Genomic DNA, 18,247 nt, shown 5'->3' with positions numbered 1-18,247 from the left:
ATGAAGAAGCGAGGAATATGAGCGAAGCAATCATCGAGCTCGACCATGTGGTCAAGGAATTCAAGTCCAAAGACAAAAAGCAGCCGATGCGTGCCGTCGATGACGTAACCCTGCGCATCAACAAAGGCGACGTTTTCGGCATCATCGGCTATTCCGGCGCCGGCAAATCGACGTTGGTGCGCATGATCAATGCCTTGGAGCGTCCGACTTCCGGCTCGGTTCGTGTTTTGGGCCAGGATCTCACCGGGCTGAACGAATCCGGGCTGCGTCCGCTCCGTCGCAAAATCGGCATGATTTTCCAACAGTTCAATCTGTTCTCCACCAAGACGGTGGCCCAGAACATCGCCTACCCGCTTGTTCTCGACCATTGGCGCAAGGATTATCAGGAACGCCGGGTGGGGCAGCTCCTGAAATTCGTTGGTCTTGAGGAACATGCGAACAAATATCCCTCGCAGCTTTCCGGCGGGCAGAAGCAGCGTGTCGGCATCGCCCGTGCCCTGGCCACGAACCCTGAAATCCTTCTGGCAGACGAAGCGACGAGCGCCCTCGACCCCGAAACCACCGGGGAGGTGCTCGACCTGTTGCAGCAGATCAACCAGCAGCTCGGCGTCACCATCGTGCTCATCACCCATCAGATGAATGTAGTACAGAAAATCGCCAATCGGATCGCCGTCATGAGCGATGGCCGTGTGGTCGAGCGTGGCGATGCCTATAGCGTTTTCGCCGCTCCGAAGCAGGAGATCACCAAGCGTTTCATAGCCACCGCCATTTCGGGTATTCCGGATTCGGAACGTGTCGCTGACATGCACCGCCAGTGGGCAGGTCGCATCGTCACAGTGCTCATCCGGCAAAAAGACGCGCAAAACGAGCTGGACAATTCGGTCGTGCCCTCCTCCGGTCAGAACATTTCCGGGCTGATCGCCAAATACGGTGTCTCCACCAGTTTGATCTACGGGGGCATCGATACGGTCACCGGTTACGCGATCGGCGCCATGACTTACGAGTTGGTGGGGGAACCTTCGGTAATCGATGGATTCCTCGATGAGTTGTCGCGCGACAGCGATGTGTTTGATTTCGGTACCGCGCAAGGGCCCGTGGACTACGATACGGCTGTTTCGACGCCGTTGGGCGGGTCCAAGGTGAAGCTGGCAGAAAGTGGTGACGTCACTACGGCTGGCGGCTCTGGAAACGCTGATAGTGCGGATAAGGCTGATGTGCTCGGCGGTGGTAGGGATGACACCGCCGGGGTCAGCGATACGGATGGCGACAGGAAAGAGGAACAGGTCAGATGAGCGCTTTTCATGTTATAACCGGTTCATTGGCGGCAAAACCGACGGGAACCATCACCTTGGCGGCGAACCAGGATTGGTCGATTTTGAAGCCGATGCTCTTCCAATCCATCGCCCAAACACTGGAAATGGTGTTCATCACCCTCGTTGTCGGCGGTATTCTGGGCTTGGTCCTAGGTGTGATTCTTTATGGAACCAGACCGGGCAATCTTTTCCAGAATTCCGTGATCTATCGCATTCTTGACGTCATCGTCAACATTGTGCGACCGATTCCGTTCATCATCTTCCTCGCGGCGATCCAGCCCCTGACCATGAAGGTCGTCGGTACGTCGATCGGCACGGCGGCGGCGATCTTCCCGATGATCATCATGGCCACGTTCGCCACGTCGAGGCTTGTCGAGCAGAATCTGGTGCCGGTGGACAGGGGAGTGATCGAGGCGGCGCGTTCCATGGGTGCCTCCACGTTCACCATCGTGCGTACCGTCCTCATTCCCGAGGCGCTCGGACCGCTGATCCTGGCCTATGCGTTCCTCTTCATTTCAATCCTCGACATGTCGGCCATGGCCGGCTATATCGGCGGTGGCGGTCTCGGTAATTTCGCGATTTCCTATGGTTACCAGAAGTTCGATCCCACCGTCACTTGGACGGCCGTCATCATCATGATCGTCTTGGTCCAGGTCGTACAGGCCATCGCCAACATGCTGGCCAAGCGCATCCTCAAGCGTCAGAAGTAGATTCGCGGTTTTATTTCTGATGTAATGCATTTATGCGATACGAAGAAATCCTATCAGCGGTGCCTGCTTTCAACGGCAGGAAGCGGCGCCGCTTTTATTTTCGACTCTTTCAATCAAACGATGCCGCCGAATAACGAGGTTCTTATACGCGTCATAACGAATACGGATAATTGTTTTTGATATTTTGATATTTTCCGCCGCTTCCGCCGTGTATTCTTGCCTCAAGACACAACCCACAATCATCAATAAGGCAAGCACATGTCATCAGCAAATCCCAATACACGATCCCAGCCCGATTTGAGCCCGCTGTCCGCCGGCGGACTCGGCCCGGAGGAACCGGTACGCGTCAACCACACGAAGCGAAACGTCATCATCGCGGCCATCGTCATCGTGCTGCTTGCGGCGCTGGCGTTCTTCGGTTACCGCGGTTACGCGGCCAAGCAGGCGAGCGCGGCGAAAGGAACGCCCTCCAATCCGGTCAAAATCGGCGTGGTCGGCGTGACCAATCCCGACTGGGTCGTTTTCAAACAACAGGCGCAAAAGCTCGGCATTTCTGTCCAGCTCGTCGATTTCCAGGATTACACATCCGAGGATCCCGCGGTGGATTCCGGCAGCCTCGACATGAACGAATCGCAGCATATCCTTCTGCTCGCCAACTATAACGTCAAGAACCACAAGGATCTGCAGCCCATCGGCGCCACCGGCGTCTTCCCGCTCGGAATGTATTCCACCAAATATAAGGATGTCTCCCAGATTCCCGCGGGAGCCAGCATCCCCGTACCCAATGACGAGACGAATCTTTCCCGGGCTCTCGGCGTGCTCGACCAGGCCAAACTCATCAAGCTGAAGCATCCGTGGACGCCGTTCATCTCGCAGGCCGATCTCGATGAGTCCGCCTCCAAGGTCAAGGTCGTGCCGGTCAAAGGTGCCCAGGTCCCCAAATCGCTCAATGACCCGGATGTCGCCGCAGGCATCATGAACAACGATTTTGTCGCCGATGCCGGGCTCAAGCCCTCGGAGTCGATTTTCCGTGACGACCCGCACAGCAGCCATGCACGCCCGTATATCAATGTCTTCATCGTCAAGAAGGCCGATATCAACAACCCGCTCTATCTGAAGCTCGCCGGAATCTCCCATACCAAGGAGTTCAAGGCGGCATTGCAGCAGAAATCCAAGGGTACCTGCGTTTTCGCCGACCAATACAGTGGTTCGCAGCTCCGCGGGTTCCTGAGCGATGTCGAAAATGACCTGCGCAAGTCGCAGGGAGCGTAAGGTTTCCCAGGCGTCAAAAAGTTCAAAAAGAGGAAAGCGCAGGACTCCTGTCATTGGCAGGTCTTCCCGGGCCGTTGTCGCCGGTTTCTCCGCTTTCTGATTTTCGGCGAACCGGTTTGACGCTTTAAATCAATAACCGTTTGATATCCTTGAATAGGAACAGACAAGAAAAGAGAGTTGCATTATGACAGAGAAAGTCAAAATTTCCGACGATTTGATTGCGATCAGGCACCATCTTCATCAATATCCGGAACTTGGCTTCAAGGAATACGAGACGACCAAATTCCTGCGCGACCAACTGACCTCGCATGGCATTGAAGTGCTGGACACCAAGCTTGAGACCGGATTGGTGGCCGAGATCAAAGGCGAGCAGCCCGGCCCGAGAGTCGTGCTTCGCGCGGATATCGATGGGCTGCCCATCCACGAACAATCCGGCCTGCCTTTTACCTCCAAGAACCCCGGCGTGATGCATGGATGCGGCCACGACATCCACATGACCGGCCTGCTCGCTGCCGCTTTCTGGCTGGCCGAGCACCGCGAGTCTATCCATGGCACCGCCGTCATCCTCTTCCAACCCGCCGAGGAGACCGGCCATGGCGCGCGCCACGTCATCGAGACCGGTGCTCTGGGCAAGGTCGATGCCCTTATCGGCACCCACAACACCCCCGATTACAAACCAGGTGAAATCGCGGTGAGCAAGGACCCGATGATGGCCGGTTGCATCAGCTTCGCCGTCACGTTCCACGCCGATGGCACCCACGCCGGCAAGCCGCACCGTGGTACCGGCCCCATCGAGGCGTTGGCTTCCACGATTCTTTCGTTGCAGACCATCGTCAGCCGCAACATCGACCCGTTCCGCCCCGTCGTTCTTTCGATTACCGAGGTGCATGGCGGCGACGTGTGGAACGTGATTCCCGATACCGCCGGATTCCTCGGTACGGTCCGCTATTTCTACAACGATGACCATGATTTGGTCACCCGCCGATTCCGTCAGGTTGTCGAGTCCACCGCAGCGGCTTATGGCATCACGGTTGATATCAAGTGGGACGAGCTTGCGGTTCCGCTTGTCAGCGATGAAACGCTGATAGGTCCCGTGGCCGAAGATGTGCCGAGCTATGCCACCGCTGTGCCGGTCATCACGTCGATGGGTGGCGAGGATTTTGCGGACTTCCAGAAATTGGGTCCGCTGGTGTTCGCTTCCATTGGCTCCAATGGCCAGCCGGGGCATCACGGCATCCACAGCCCTGAATTTGTGGCTTTGGATGAAGCAATCGAACCTACTGCGGAATTCCTGGTCAATGCCTTGTTGCAGGTCGAAAGCGAACTCGCCTGATATTCGCTTTCTAGGGATTGATCTGTAGAGATGTCGTTTTGCTTTTCAAGGTAAAACGGCATCTTTCTGCACCGTGTGTGGTTGAAAAGACATTTCAAAAGCGGTATCGCTTGTAGCGTTTGTTCAAAAGCGACATGGAAACGGATATGATAAAGACATGACTCAACTACGTTTCGCTTTGGCCCAGATCGACACCTGTGTCGGTGACCTCAACGGCAATGCCGCCACCGTTCTGCAATTCAGCCGCATGGCCGCGCTCAAAAAAGCCCAGATCGTCGTTTTCCCGGAGATGACCTTGACCGGCTATCCGATCGAGGACCTCGCCTTCCGGGCCACCTTCCGCAAGGCCGCCGCAGATAAGGCGGACCAGCTGGCGCAAACGCTCGAAAAAGAGGGCTTGGGCAACCTTTACGTCGTCGTGGGAACCGTGGGAACTTCTTCAGCCGTCGATGTCGACGGCAAACCGACGAACCGCTTGGTGGTGCTACATGGAGGCTCCGTCTGGTCGACCTATGACAAGCATTTCCTGCCAAATTACGGTGTGTTCGACGAGTTCCGAATCTTCGAATCCGGTCAGCATTCGGTTATTCTTGACATCGAAGGCGTGAAGGTCGGCGTCGCCATCTGCGAGGACATCTGGCAGGACGGCGGCCCGGTGGCGGAACTTGCTTCGCAAGGCATCGATGTGCTGCTCACCATCAACGGTTCGCCCTATGAGGAGGGCAAGACCCATACGCGGCAGGATTTGGCTGTTCGCCGCGCTCGCGAGGTCGGCGCACCGTTGATTTACCTGAACCAGGTCGGTGGCCAGGACGATCTGATCTTCGACGGCGGCAGCTTCGTGGTCGACGCCGACGGCACGCTTCTTGAGCGTTCGCCCATGTTCGTGGAGGACTTGAGCTACTTCGATTTCGATTCGGCGTCTGCGCATCAGCAGGTCGGCACGCTTGCCGCGCTGCGCGATCCGGACGAGGAAGTCTACACGGCCTGCGTCCTGGGGCTCAAGGACTACATGGCCAAGAACCATTTCACCGGCGTTGTGCTCGGCCTTTCCGGCGGCATCGATTCGGCGTTGGTGGCGGCCATGGCGGCTGACGCGGTCGGCGGTGAGAACGTTCAGGGCGTCTCCATGCCCAGCATGTATTCCTCCGACGGTTCCAAGGATGACGCTGCCGATTTGGCGCACAATATCGGTGCCCACTACGACGTTCAACCCATCGAGCCGCTGTTCAAGGCATTCCAATCCCAACTTGACTTGGACGGCATCGCCGCCGAGAACCTGCAGGCGCGTATCCGTGGCGTCATCGTCATGGCCTATTCCAACTCCAAGAACCTGCTGGCGCTCGCTACAGGCAACAAATCCGAGCTGGCCTGTGGATATTCGACTATTTATGGCGATGCGGTGGGCGGTTACGCGCCGATCAAGGATTTGCTCAAAACCCGCGTCTGGGAACTTTCCCGTTGGCGCAACCGGGCAGCGGCCGCTGGTGTCGGTGTCGGAGGACTGAAAATTGTCGGCAATGAGAACGGGGGAGCGGGAGTATCGCTCAAAGACGGTGTGATGATCCCGGTCGCCAGTATTGAAAAGGCACCGAGTGCCGAGCTGCGTCCCGGTCAGAAAGACTCCGATTCGCTGCCTGAGTACGCCTTGCTCGACAAGGTCCTTGAGGCCTATATCGAGAAGGCCCATGGCCGTGCCTATCTGTTGAAAGACGGCTTCGACGTCAAGACGGTGGACACGGTGATGCGTCTGGTCGATCGTGCCGAATGGAAGCGCCGCCAGTATCCGCTGGGCCCCAAGGTCACTTCGTTGGCTTTTGGTCGTGACCGTCGCCTGCCGGTGACCAGCGCCTTCCGCGAATAAACACGCTTCGCGCCGACTGCGACAAGCGTGGCTGAGCCTGTGTACTACGCCTTCGGGCAAGTGGAGCATATCCGGCAACCGATCTGGGTTAAAGTTGGAAGGCTTACGTTGATAATAAAAGGGAATTGTGATGGCAGATAATACTCAAAACACGAACGACAACGGCAAACAATGGTATTTCAATACCGCCACCGGTAAGCCCGAGCTGGGCAAGCTTTCGCCCGTCGGCCAGCGTAGCGGCCCGTACAAGTCCCGTAAGGACGCGGAGGACGCTTGGAAAATCGTTCAGGAACGCAATCTGATCTGGGACGAGCAGAACCGCAAGTGGAACGCATGGAACAACGGTTCCGGCTCCGACGGCAAGTAGGGAGGCCAAGAGTCGTGATTGGGACTCTCTAGCAGGCAAGCGGGTCAATAGGCAAATAAAGGTCTGTTGGCCCGTTTATTTTGCCTAAAAATAAAAATGTGACGTACATCACATAATTTTTAGCCATTTTCCGTTCGTCGCCAGAAAACGGCATAGTCGATAAAACCGTTCTCGCGATTAAGTTTGTGAGATTTTCGACAATTTCAGGGAAAGAGACGAAGACGGAAAATAGTAAAAAAGTGATGTAGGTCACACCAATTTGGCCATACTTGTGACATAGACCACTCTACAATGGTAAATGAACGCAACGTGAAGATGCGTTGCTCCACTAATAAGGAGTGCTATATGACCGCAGTAGATCAAACTGCTCTCTCTCAGGAAGAGCTCCAAGCAAAGGCTTGGGATGGCTTCGTCGGAGGGAATTGGCAGAAGGAAATCGATGTTCGCGATTTCATTCAGAAGAACTATACGCCATACGATGGCGATGAGTCCTTCCTCGCCAAGGCGACCCCGAAGACGAAGGAAATGTGGGAGTATCTCGACAACAACCAGCTTGCTGTAGAGCGTAAGCAGCGTGTGTATGACGTTGATACCCATACCCCGGCAGGCATCGACAACTTCGGCCCCGGCTACATCATGGACAAGGAACACGATAACGTGATCGTCGGCCTGCAGACCGATGAGCCCTGCAAGCGCGCCATGATGCCGAACGGCGGCTGGCGTATGGTCGAGCAGGCCATTCAAGAGGCCGGCAAAGAGGTCGATCCCAATATCAAGACCATCTTTACCAAGTATCGCAAGACCCATAACGACGGCGTCTTCGGCGTTTACACCAAGCAGATCAAGCTTGCCCGTCACAACAAGATCCTCACCGGCCTGCCCGATGCCTACGGCCGTGGCCGCATCATCGGCGACTATCGTCGTGTCGCCCTCTATGGCGTCAACTATCTGATTGCCCAGAAGAAGATCGACAAGGATTCGATTCCTTATCGCAACGACTTCACCGAAGCTGAGATCGAGCATTGGATTCGCTTCCGCGAAGAGCATGCCGACCAGATCAAGGCCCTGAAGGAACTCATCGCCCTCGGCAACGAGTATGGCCTCGACCTCTCCCGTCCGGCTCAGACCGCTCAGGAAGCCGTGCAGTGGACCTACATGGGCTACCTCGCCTCCGTCAAGAGCCAGGATGGCGCGGCCATGAGCTTCGGCCGTAACTCCGCCTTCTTCGATTGCTACTTCGAGCGCGATCTGAAGAGCGGCAAGATCACTGAGACCGATGCTCAGGAGATCATCGACCAGATTGTCATGAAGCTGCGTATCGTCCGCTTCCTTCGTACGAAGGACTATGACAACATCTTCTCCGGCGATCCGTACTGGGCCACCTGGTCCGATGCAGGCTTCGGCGACGATGGGCGCCACATGGTCACCAAGACCTCGTTCCGTCTGCTCGCCACCCTGACCCTCGATCACCTTGGACCTGGCCCTGAGCCGAACATCACGATCTTCTGGGATTCCAAGCTGCCTGAAGGCTACAAGCGCTTCTGCGCCCGTATCTCCATCGACACCTCGGCCATCCAGTATGAGTCCGATCGCGACATCCGCAACCACTGGGGCGACGATGCAGCCATCGCTTGCTGCGTCTCCCCGATGCGCGTTGGCAAGCAGATGCAGTTCTTCGGCGCCCGTGTGAACTCCGCGAAGGCTCTGCTTTACGCGATCAACGGTGGCCGCGACGAGATGACCGGTATGCAGGTCATCGACAAGGGCATCATCGATCCGATCAAGCCCGAAGCCGACGGCACCCTTGACTATCAGAAGGTCAAGGACAACTACGAGAAGGCCCTTGAGTGGCTCTCGGAGACCTACGTCGAAGCGCTGAACATCATTCATTACATGCATGACAAGTATGCGTATGAGTCCATCGAGATGGCTCTGCACGACAAGGAAGTCTACCGCACCCTCGGCTGCGGCATGTCCGGCCTGTCGATCGCTGCCGATTCGCTCTCCGCCCTGAAGTATGCGAAGGTCTATCCTATCTACAACAAGGATGCGAAGAACCTCGAAGGCCATGAGAAGGAATATGTCGAAGGCGCCGATGACGACCTGGTGGTCGGCTATCGCACGGTCGGCGACTTCCCGATCTACGGCAACGACGATGATCGCGCCGATGACCTCGCCAAGTGGACCGTCTCCACGGTTATGGATCAGATCAAGGCTCTGCCGGTCTACCGCAACGCGGTTCCGACGCAGTCCATCCTGACCATCACCTCCAACGTGGTCTACGGCAAGGCGACCGGTTCCTTCCCGAGCGGACACAAGAAGGGCGAGCCTTACGCCCCCGGTGCCAACCCGGAGAACGGCATGGATTCGCACGGCATGCTGCCGTCCATGTTCTCGGTCGGCAAGATCAACTACAACGACGCGTTGGACGGCATTAGCCTCACCAACACGATTACCCCTGACGGCCTCGGCCGTGACGAGGAAGAGCGCATCACCAACCTGGTCGGCATCCTGGATTCCGGCAATGGCCATGGCCTCTACCACGCCAACATCAACGTGCTGCGCAAGGAGCAGCTTGAGGACGCCGTCGCGCATCCTGAGAAGTATCCGCACCTCACCGTGCGCGTCTCGGGCTATGCAGTGAACTTCGTCAAGCTCACCCGCGAGCAGCAGCTCGATGTCATTTCGCGTACGTTCCACCAGGGTGCTGTCACCGAGTGACAGTTTGCCTTTAGGTAACGTGGTGAATAATTGATTTGAAGGGGCGGAGCGTCAGTTTCGTCCCTTCAATCATGTTTCATGGGCCTTGGAAACCGTTGAAAGTATAGGGATAATAGGTTTTCACCTATGGAATATTCAGTGCATCACATTGCGCCAGAGGCACACCGAACGGCTGGGATTTTAGTCTGAAATCCGTTAGTATGGAAACAGAATTTGACAAGGAGGGCGACGATGTCCGAAACCACTCAATTTAGAACCACGACGCAGCATATGCTGAAGGTTTCGAAAGTATATGCCAAGCACACGTTGATGGGGGGACTTTCGGGCTTTCAGTCTCCTATAGGTCTCGACCGTCATGACCGTATCGCTGCGCTGCGTACCGGAGACATCGGCTTCGTCCATTCCTGGGATATCAACACGTCCGTCGACGGACCGGGCACCAGAATGACCGTGTTCATGAGCGGATGCCCGTTGCGCTGCCAGTTCTGTCAGAACCCTGACACTTGGAAGATGCGCGACGGCCAGCCGGTCTATCTCGACGACATGATCGAGCGCGTCACCCGTTACAAGGACGTCTTCCAGAGCACAGGCGGGGGAGTCACCTTCTCCGGAGGCGAATCGATGATGCAAGGCAAATTCGTCTCTCGCGTCTTCCATGCGGTGCGTAAGGAAGGCATCCACACCTGCCTCGACACCTCCGGATTCCTCAGTAAGGACTGGACCGACGAGATGATCGACGACATCGATTTGTGCCTGCTCGACGTCAAGTCCGGCGACGAGGAGACTTACCACAAGGTGACCGGCAGCCAGCTGGCGCCGACCATCGAATTCGGCCAGCGCTTGAACAAAGCCGGCAAGAAGATCTGGGTGCGTTTCGTTCTCGTCCCAGGGTTGACCGACAGCGTTGAAAACGTCGAGAACGTGGCCAAGATCTGTGAATCGTTCGGCGATGCCGTCGAACATATCGACGTACTCCCGTTCCACCAGCTCGGCCGTCCGAAGTGGCACGAGCTCGGCATTCCCTACCCGCTGGAAACCAAGGAAGGCCCGTCCAAGGAGATGAAGAAGCGCGTCCACGACCAGTTCAAGGCCCATGGCTTCGAAGTCTACTAAAGAGATCTAAACCAAGAAAAATTCATTGTTCACGCACCGGACAGGGGACTTATACAATCCTCGTCCGGTGTTATAGTATGCAGCATAAGCGCTGATCCGTTATCGGCGGGGAGCTTTTGGAAGAACGGTTGTTCATTAGGTTGGGCGGCTTATTAGAACCGACGGGTGGGCCCGAAATAGCCTGTACTTCAAGCGGTTGCGTTGTACGGTACGTTTTAGTATTCACAATGTAACAAGCGAGGTGGTACCGCGGTAACGGCGCGTGTTAGCGTCCGTCATCGTCCTCGTGGTAGTAATGATATCTGCCAAGCGAGGAGACAACGGTGAGCGAAACCACCAATTCCCATGTGTATCCCAAGGCGTCCGTAGGCCAGCAAAGCGCGCACGTCGCGCCGAACCCGAGCTTCCCCAAAATGGAAGAATCGGTACTCGACTATTGGGACAAGGACAACACCTTTGAAAAGTCCGTCGAACGCAACCCCAGCGGCGACCATAGCGACAACGAATTCGTCTTCTTCGATGGTCCGCCGTTCGCCAACGGCTTACCGCACTATGGCCATCTGCTGACCGGCTACGCCAAGGACGTCATCCCGCGCTACCAGACCATGAAGGGCCGCAAGGTCAACCGCGTCTTCGGCTGGGACACCCACGGTCTGCCCGCCGAACTCGAGGCGCAGAAGGAACTCGGCATCGAATCGGTCGACCAGATCGAGGAAATGGGCATCGAGAAGTTCAACGACGCCTGCCGCAAGTCCGTCCTCAAGTACACGAACGAGTGGAAGGACTACGTTCACCGTCAGGCCCGCTGGGTCGATTTCGAACACGGCTACAAGACCTTGAACACAACCTACATGGAATCGGTGATGTGGGCGTTCAAGACGCTCTACGACAAAGGCTTGGCCTACAAGGGCTACCGTGTGCTGCCGTACTGCCCGAAGGACCGCACCCCGCTTTCCGCGCACGAGCTGCGTATGGATGCAGACGTCTATCAGGATCGTCAGGACATCACCCTCTCCGTCGCCGTCAAGATGCGTGATGAGGACGACGCCTACGCCGTCTTTTGGACGACTACGCCTTGGACCGTGCCGACCAACTTCCTTATTGTCGTTGGTGAGGATATCGATTATGTCGAGGTCAAGCCTACTGAAGGCAAGTTCGCTGGCAAGAAGTTCTATCTTGGCAAGCCGCTGCTCGGCTCGTATGCCAAGGAACTTGGCGAGAACTACGAGGTCGTCCGCGAGCTCAAGGGCAAGGAATTGGTCGGCCGCCGCTACTGGCCGGTCTTCCCGTACTTTGCCGGTGTTGAGGCTGAGTCCGAAGGGCACATCCCCGGGCCGAACGCCTACCAGATTCTCGCCGCCGACTACGTCGACACCGTCGAAGGCACCGGCCTGGTCCATCAGGCTGTCTATGGCGAAGACGATATGAACACGCTGAACGCAGCCGGCGTCAATTGCATCGACGTGCTCGACGCTAGCTGCACCTTCACCGCCGATTGCCCGGATTACGAAGGCATGTATGTCTTCGATGCCAATATGCCGATTCTGCGCAACCTGCGCAACGGTGACGGCCCGCTGGCCCGCATCCCCGAGGACCATCGCGCCCTGCTCTTCCAAGAGAAGAGCTACGTGCACTCCTACCCGCATTGCTGGCGTTGCGGCACCCCGCTCATCTACAAGCCTGTCTCCTCCTGGTTCGTCTCCGTGACCAAGATTAAGGACCGCCTGCTTAAAAACAACCAACTGATCAACTGGATTCCCGAGAACGTCAAGGACGGCCAGTTCGGCAAGTGGCTGCAGAACGCCCGCGACTGGTCGATCTCCCGCAACCGCTTCTGGGGCTCGCCGATTCCCGTGTGGGTTTCGGACGACCCGAAGTACCCGCGCGTCGACGTCTACGGCTCGCTTGACCAGCTCAAGGCGGACTTCGGCGACTATCCGCGCGACGGCGAGGGCAACGTCAACATGCACCGGCCCTATATCGACAACCTCACGCGTGTCAACCCCGACGACCCCACCGGCAAGTCGCACATGCACCGCATCTCCGACGTGCTCGACTGCTGGTTCGAGTCCGGCTCCATGCCGTTCGCCCAGTTCCATTACCCCTTCGAAAATAAGGAGTATTTCGAACAGCATTTCCCGGCCGATTACGTGGTCGAATACATCGGCCAGACCCGCGGCTGGTTCTACGTGCTGCACGTCATGGCCACAGCGTTGTTCGATAAGCCCGCCTTCAAGAACGTCATCTGCCACGGCATCGTGCTCGGCGACGACGGCCAGAAGATGAGCAAGCACCTGCACAACTACCCGGACGTCAACGGCGTGTTCAATGACTACGGCTCCGACGCGATGCGCTGGTTCCTCATGTCTTCGCCGATTCTGCGCGGCGGCAATTTGATTGTCACAGCCGACGGTATTCGTGATACCGTTCGTCAGGTATTGCTTCCGGTCTGGAGTTCATATTACTTCTTCACGCTTTACGCCAACGCGGCCAACGGAGGTAAGGGTTACGATGCTCGTGCGTTGAAGCCTGAAGAGGTTGCAGGTTTGCCGCAGATGGACCGCTACCTGCTGGCCCGCACACGCAGACTCGTGGTTTCGGTCGAGCATGCGCTCGACACCTTCGCCATCTCCGAGGCGTGCGCTGCGGTGCAGGACTTCATCGACATGCTCACCAACTGGTACATCCGCAACAACCGTGAACGCTTCTGGGACGAGGATGAGAACGCCTTCAACACGCTTTATACCGTGCTTGAGGTGCTGATGCGCGTCATGGCGCCGCTGGCCCCGATGGAGTCCGAGTCGATCTGGCGCGGGCTTACCGGTGGGGAATCGGTGCATCTGGCCGAATGGCCGTTCGTCACCGTGGAGGACGAAAAGTCCCACGATGTCGGCGCGACCGCCGAATCGACCGGCGAGCTCAACCAAGGCAAGGAGACCGAGCTAGGTCGCGTATTGGTTGACGAACCCAAGCTGGTTGAGGCCATGGAACAGGTGCGTGAGGTCGTATCCTCCACGCTTTCCCTGCGCAAGTCCTGCCAGATCCGCGTTCGCCAGCCGCTTTCCAAGCTCACGGTTTTGGTCGATAATCCCGATGCCGTCGCGGCCTACGACGATATTCTGAAGACGGAGCTCAACGTCAAGGACGTGGAATTCTCGACGCTCGCCGACGCGGGCAAGCACGGCCTGAAGATCGTGCACGATTTGAAGGTCAACGCACGTGCCGCCGGCCCAAGGCTCGGACGTCAGGTGCAGTTCGCCATCAAGGGCTCCAAGTCCGGAAACTGGCACATCGACGAATCCGGTGCGCCGGTGGTCGAGACGCCGAACGGCGACCTGAAGCTGGAGGACGGCGAATATACGCTGATCAACCAGGTCGAGGAAGTCGGTGCAGAAGATCGCGCCAACGACGTTTCAGCAGCGCTTCCCGGCGGCGGTTTCGTCATTCTCGATACAGCTCTCAACGACGATCTCGTCGCCGAAGGCTATGCTCGCGACGTCATCCGCGCCGTGCAGGATGCCCGCAAGGACGCCGACCTCGACATCGCCGACCGCATCAGCTTGAAGCTCGATGTGCCGGCTGTCGACGCACCGAAGGCCGAGCAGTTCCGTGACCTCATCGCCCACGAGACGCTTGCCACGACGCTCGACATCAACGCCGACGCTTCCGCCGACGAGCTGAAGGTCACGGTCGCCAAGCAGTAGTGCTAACGCCGTTGTCGTTGCTGATTCAACGGTAAAACGGTAATAACCAAGAAGAGAGTTGGAGCCAACCGGTGCAATCATCGGTTGGCTCCAACTCTCTTTGAGATCGTTCAATACCGGGAGAGGACTCGGCTCGAGAGATTTCGGTTACGCGGAAAGTGGCAAAGTGCTATCGAACGTCATTATTTGATGGCGCTAAGCACTCCGTCCGAGCCGATAGCCGGCAGGACGCTTGGGTCGCCGACCTTGGTGGGGTCCAAGCCGATACTGCCGCAGAACTGCTTCGCGCTACGCGAAAGGTCGCCGAACACATCTACCGGCCAGATGTGTCCGTCGACCCGGATGGTGGGGGTGAAGAAGCTGTGGGTGCCCTGCACGGTGGTATAGAGTTCCTTGCGCTTCGAGCTGTAGTCGGTGACTTTGGTGATATAGTCCGCATAGGTTCCGTCTACCGCCGCTTTGGCGACTTCCTGGTTCACACCGGCCTTGATGGCTTGCGCCGCGATCTGGTCGTTGCTGACATCCTTGTAATGATTCTCATCCGGCTGGAAATCACGTTCGAACAGGGCTGAGACGAAGGCTGCCGTGTGCTCGGTGTCGTGAGCGGAAACGTAGGCCACGGCGCTGGCGGTACGTGTGGAGTATTTGTTGCTTTGCGGGGTGTCGAGGAAATTGACCACGTGGAATTCAAGGTTGATCTGTCGGGCGTTTTGCATACGAATCAGGGTGGGTTCGAGCTCGCGTGCCAGCTTGCCGCAATAGGGGCAGAGGAAGTCCTCATAGACCTCCACCGTTGGGGCCTTTGGGTTGTATTGCGCTTTGGTGTACGAGCGCAATCCGCCTTGCTTGGTGGCGTTCTCAGGGGTATTCGCATGTTGCAATTGTTCATACGATTTTGAAAGGGCCTCGGGAGAACTTTCGGCAACCGCAGCCTTATGGCTGTTCCAGACTTTGACGCCAGTTACTACGACAATGGCCACCACGATGATCACTGTAATGGTCAGGATGACGTTACGTAGTTTGCGTTCTTTTTTGCTATGAGTATCCGGCCTTATTTCGCCAGCCTCGGTCGTTCCGGCCTCTTGGATCGTTTCCGGGACGTCCTGCTCTGGCTCCTCGACGTTATTGTTGGTAACCACTGGAATTCTCCTCATTGAATTAAACGATGGAGACGTGATTATTGGATAATCACTATTGTCATCAAATTGAAAAACATACAAAGCATATATCGTATTTTGTCTTACGTCAAATGAATATGATTTATGCAATCAATATGAAAGTGCCGTTGTATATGTTTAAAATGGTTATATTGCACGAATAAATAAACTTCTATAAAAGGAATTACCCTTAATTAAATAGTGATATCCAGATCATATGGCCAACGACAATTTATCGTTTAATGTGCAAATTAGAGGCTGGAAAATATAGAATGCCAATAGATATTACAATTCAAAAAGGCTCTGTTTTGTTTGCATTCGTGTCCGCTAGCATCCAATGCGGTTGTGGTTACCTTGCGACCAACCACTATCAATCCGCCCCCTAGTCTGAAGTGTCAGAACCGACCGACGGCAATATTTCGGGGTTGCCGACGTCCATTATCTTCAGCCCCAGATTGGTGGTGAACCGCTGAACGATTTTGCCGTCATTGTCGGTGGTGTTCAGTTCCGATATCTTTCCGTTGATGCGGATTGTCGGAGGGAAGAACCCCTTGGTGCCGTGCATGGAGGTAAAAAGATCTTTCCTCTTGGTGGTGTAGACGGTCGCCTTGCTGATGAACGACGAATACGGTGCTTTCACCGCCGCTTCGGCCACATCGTGGCTCACCCCGGCCTTGATTGCCTGTGCGGCGATCTGCTCGTTGGTGACGTCTTTGTAGTGGATGGCGTCGGGCTGGAAGTCTTTTTCGAACAGTGCACCCACGAATGCCGTCACGTGTTTGGGGTCGTGCTCGGAGACGTAGGCCACGGCGTTCGCGGCCCTGGTGGAATATTTATCGGTCGAAGGAGTGTCATACAGGTTGACGATATGGAATTCCAGGTTGACTTGCTGGGCGGCCTGCAGCTTTTCGAGTGTCGGCGTAAGCGCGCGGGTCAGGTCTCCGCAGTAGGGGCAGAGGAAGTCCTCATAGATTTCCACGGTCGGTGCGTCGGGATTGCGTTCGCTTTGCCGATAAGCAGGCAGTCCGCCCTCTTCGGTGGAGTTGGTCGGTTTGTTGTTGACCCTTTGCAGGTCGTCATATGCCTGGGCCTGGGTTTCGGGAAGTCCCTGCTTTGACTTCTTGCCTTGATTGATGCCGATGGAAAAACCGATGACCAGAACCAGCACCATCACAATGAGTACTGCGATGCCCCCGATGATCAACTGGTTGCGTCCGACGACGCCGTTGTGCTCTACCGGCGGCTCGTTGTTGTCTGGAATGCTATCGGGAGGCGTCGAAGTCAGAAGTGGTTGTTTTCGCCTTTTCGGAGTGTGTGAAAGGGAATGTCTGCCAATCTTATTCATTTCCTGATCACCCGATTCCCTTTCCCGTGTCCTTCCAGACGTTGCCGAATTGTTAATTACATCACTACGGTGAATTTTATCGCTTTGTTCAGATAATGGGGCGTTCGCTTAAAATAAACATACCGACGAATCTGCCGTATATTAAGGTTGTGAGCGTATAACAGGACAAAGACGGCAATGGATACCATAAAAATCGACTCACGGGGTTCCATTGATTTTGGTGAACGGAACCCCGCCAAGATGCCGCATAAGGTATCAGTTGGCATCCCGATTTGTCATATCGGCCAATTTGCGGAACTTCGTCAACAAGCTAGATGCTTTTCGGTTTTTCGTTCGCACCGATGGAAGGCAGGACCGTGTGGTTGCCCACGTCCTTTGATTTGATGCCCATGCTGCTTTCGAAATCGGAAACGAGGTCGGCGTAATTGATTCCGTTCAACGACCATATGTGCCTATTGACGCGAATCAGGGGAGTGCCGAAGCCGCCCTGCGGATGCAACGCATAGTCGCACAGTTCCGGGCGATGAAGAGTGGTGTAAGTGCTTGCTTTGTCCATGTATTCGGCGTATGTGCCTTGCACGGCCTTAGTCGCTATGGCCTTGTCGACGCCGGCTTTGACGGCCTGGCAGATGATCTGGTCGTCGCTGACCGGCTTATAGGCGGTCTCGCTGGGCTGGAAGTCCTTGGCGAACAGTTCCGAGACGAAATTCATCAGGTGGTCGGGGTCGTTGTCCGCGATATACGCCGTGGCGCTCGCGGTGCGTAATGAATAATGATCAGACGACTGTCCGTCGAGGAATGTGACCGGATGCACCTCAATATTGATCTGGCGGGCCTTGTTCATCTTCTCCAGTGTGGAATCCAACGTGCGGTTGAGCTCTCCGCAAGAGGGGCACAAGAAGTCGAGATAGACTTCGACGGTGGGCGCCTTGGCATTGAGCTCGGCTTTCTTGCAGGCGTAAAGGCCGGCCTTGCTTGTTGCGTTGCTCGGCTTTTGCGCCACGGCCTGCAAATCGCGGTAGGCTGCGGAAGTGGGTTGGCTCTTGATTCGCACGGATTCGTTGTGCCGGGTCCATCCGGTCACGCCGATTACGGCCACCAGCGCCACGACAATCAGCATGACGAGAGCGCCAACCAACGTCTGCTGACGACGTTCCTTTGCGGCGATTGCCGCGGCTTTGGCTTCTGCTGCCGCCCTGGCTTCATACCGTTGTTTGGCTTGCAATGAAGTAGTCGACTTTTCAGACGTCTGTACCGGCCTGGTGTGTGTCTTATGATGTCTGCGTGTCATCGTCGCCTTGCCTTTCGCGTTGCTTCATTGCGGACTTCACTCCTCGCGTATCGTGAT

Annotated in this window: 12 protein-coding genes; 9 read left to right on the top strand and 3 right to left on the bottom strand. The window is 56.3% G+C overall.

What is annotated here, in order from left to right:
* Nucleotides 1-17 precede the first annotated feature (17 nt).
* From OZX67_RS06320 to ileS, 9 genes are all read left to right on the top strand, one after another.
* On the top strand, nt 18-1,292 hold the full coding sequence (locus tag OZX67_RS06320; protein ID WP_277141861.1) for a methionine ABC transporter ATP-binding protein: 1,275 nt from the start codon (nt 18-20) through the stop codon (nt 1,290-1,292).
* A gap of 92 nt (nt 1,293-1,384) precedes the next feature.
* Complete coding sequence (locus OZX67_RS06315; RefSeq protein WP_277144970.1) at nt 1,385-2,023, top strand: methionine ABC transporter permease; 639 nt, start codon at nt 1,385-1,387, stop codon at nt 2,021-2,023.
* Nucleotides 2,024-2,281: 258 nt separating this feature from the next.
* Nucleotides 2,282-3,295, top strand: a complete 1,014-nt coding sequence (locus OZX67_RS06310) for a MetQ/NlpA family ABC transporter substrate-binding protein (protein ID WP_277141860.1) — start codon at nt 2,282-2,284, stop codon at nt 3,293-3,295.
* Between the two features lie 184 nt (nt 3,296-3,479).
* On the top strand, nt 3,480-4,628 hold the full coding sequence (locus tag OZX67_RS06305; protein WP_277141859.1) for an amidohydrolase: 1,149 nt from the start codon (nt 3,480-3,482) through the stop codon (nt 4,626-4,628).
* Nucleotides 4,629-4,785: 157 nt separating this feature from the next.
* The gene (locus OZX67_RS06300) at nt 4,786-6,492 is read left to right on the top strand and encodes an NAD+ synthase (protein ID WP_277141858.1); all 1,707 of its coding nucleotides are present in this window, start codon (nt 4,786-4,788) and stop codon (nt 6,490-6,492) included.
* 130 nt (nt 6,493-6,622) lie between these two features.
* Nucleotides 6,623-6,859, top strand: a complete 237-nt coding sequence (locus tag OZX67_RS06295; protein WP_277141857.1) for a hypothetical protein — start codon at nt 6,623-6,625, stop codon at nt 6,857-6,859.
* A gap of 345 nt (nt 6,860-7,204) precedes the next feature.
* Nucleotides 7,205-9,580 carry a formate C-acetyltransferase gene (pflB, locus tag OZX67_RS06290; protein WP_277141856.1) on the top strand — a complete coding sequence of 792 codons (2,376 nt, stop codon included), beginning with the start codon at nt 7,205-7,207 and terminating at the stop codon, nt 9,578-9,580.
* Between the two features lie 231 nt (nt 9,581-9,811).
* Entirely contained in the window at nt 9,812-10,693 is an 882-nt protein-coding gene (gene pflA / locus OZX67_RS06285) for a pyruvate formate-lyase-activating protein (RefSeq protein ID WP_277141855.1), read from the top strand.
* Nucleotides 10,694-11,016: 323 nt separating this feature from the next.
* Entirely contained in the window at nt 11,017-14,397 is a 3,381-nt protein-coding gene (ileS, locus tag OZX67_RS06280) for a mupirocin-resistant isoleucine--tRNA ligase (RefSeq protein WP_277141854.1), read from the top strand.
* Between the two features lie 182 nt (nt 14,398-14,579).
* On the opposite strand, the gene OZX67_RS06275 is transcribed toward ileS, so the two are convergent.
* From OZX67_RS06275 to OZX67_RS06265, 3 genes are all read right to left on the bottom strand, one after another.
* A complete protein-coding gene (locus OZX67_RS06275; protein WP_277141853.1) occupies nt 14,580-15,536 on the bottom strand; it encodes a thioredoxin domain-containing protein in 957 nt (318 codons plus the stop codon).
* Nucleotides 15,537-15,936: 400 nt separating this feature from the next.
* A complete protein-coding gene (locus tag OZX67_RS06270; protein WP_277141852.1) occupies nt 15,937-16,899 on the bottom strand; it encodes a thioredoxin domain-containing protein in 963 nt (320 codons plus the stop codon).
* A gap of 310 nt (nt 16,900-17,209) precedes the next feature.
* Entirely contained in the window at nt 17,210-18,190 is a 981-nt protein-coding gene (locus OZX67_RS06265; RefSeq protein WP_277141851.1) for a disulfide bond formation protein DsbA, read from the bottom strand.
* Between the last annotated feature and the right edge of the window lie 57 nt (nt 18,191-18,247).

This window comes from Bifidobacterium sp. ESL0728 (genome assembly GCF_029392015.1).
GTDB lineage: Bacteria > Actinomycetota > Actinomycetes > Actinomycetales > Bifidobacteriaceae > Bifidobacterium.
The sequence above is the reverse complement of the archived record's forward strand: the minus strand, read 5'-3'. Positions and strand labels throughout refer to the sequence as shown.

Excerpts from the sequence above, each read along its gene's own strand:
- OZX67_RS06305 (WP_277141859.1), top strand. The coding sequence starts at position 3,480 with ATGACAGAGAAAGTCAAAATTTCCGACGATTTGATTGCGATCAGGCAC.
- OZX67_RS06320 (WP_277141861.1), top strand. The coding sequence starts at position 18 with ATGAGCGAAGCAATCATCGAGCTCGACCATGTGGTCAAGGAATTCAAG.
- OZX67_RS06265 (WP_277141851.1), bottom strand. The coding sequence starts at position 18,190 with ATGACACGCAGACATCATAAGACACACACCAGGCCGGTACAGACGTCT.
- OZX67_RS06300 (WP_277141858.1), top strand. The coding sequence starts at position 4,786 with ATGACTCAACTACGTTTCGCTTTGGCCCAGATCGACACCTGTGTCGGT.
- OZX67_RS06295 (WP_277141857.1), top strand. The coding sequence starts at position 6,623 with ATGGCAGATAATACTCAAAACACGAACGACAACGGCAAACAATGGTAT.
- OZX67_RS06270 (WP_277141852.1), bottom strand. The coding sequence starts at position 16,899 with ATGAATAAGATTGGCAGACATTCCCTTTCACACACTCCGAAAAGGCGA.
- OZX67_RS06315 (WP_277144970.1), top strand. The coding sequence starts at position 1,385 with ATGCTCTTCCAATCCATCGCCCAAACACTGGAAATGGTGTTCATCACC.
- pflB (WP_277141856.1), top strand. The coding sequence starts at position 7,205 with ATGACCGCAGTAGATCAAACTGCTCTCTCTCAGGAAGAGCTCCAAGCA.
- pflA (WP_277141855.1), top strand. The coding sequence starts at position 9,812 with ATGTCCGAAACCACTCAATTTAGAACCACGACGCAGCATATGCTGAAG.
- OZX67_RS06310 (WP_277141860.1), top strand. The coding sequence starts at position 2,282 with ATGTCATCAGCAAATCCCAATACACGATCCCAGCCCGATTTGAGCCCG.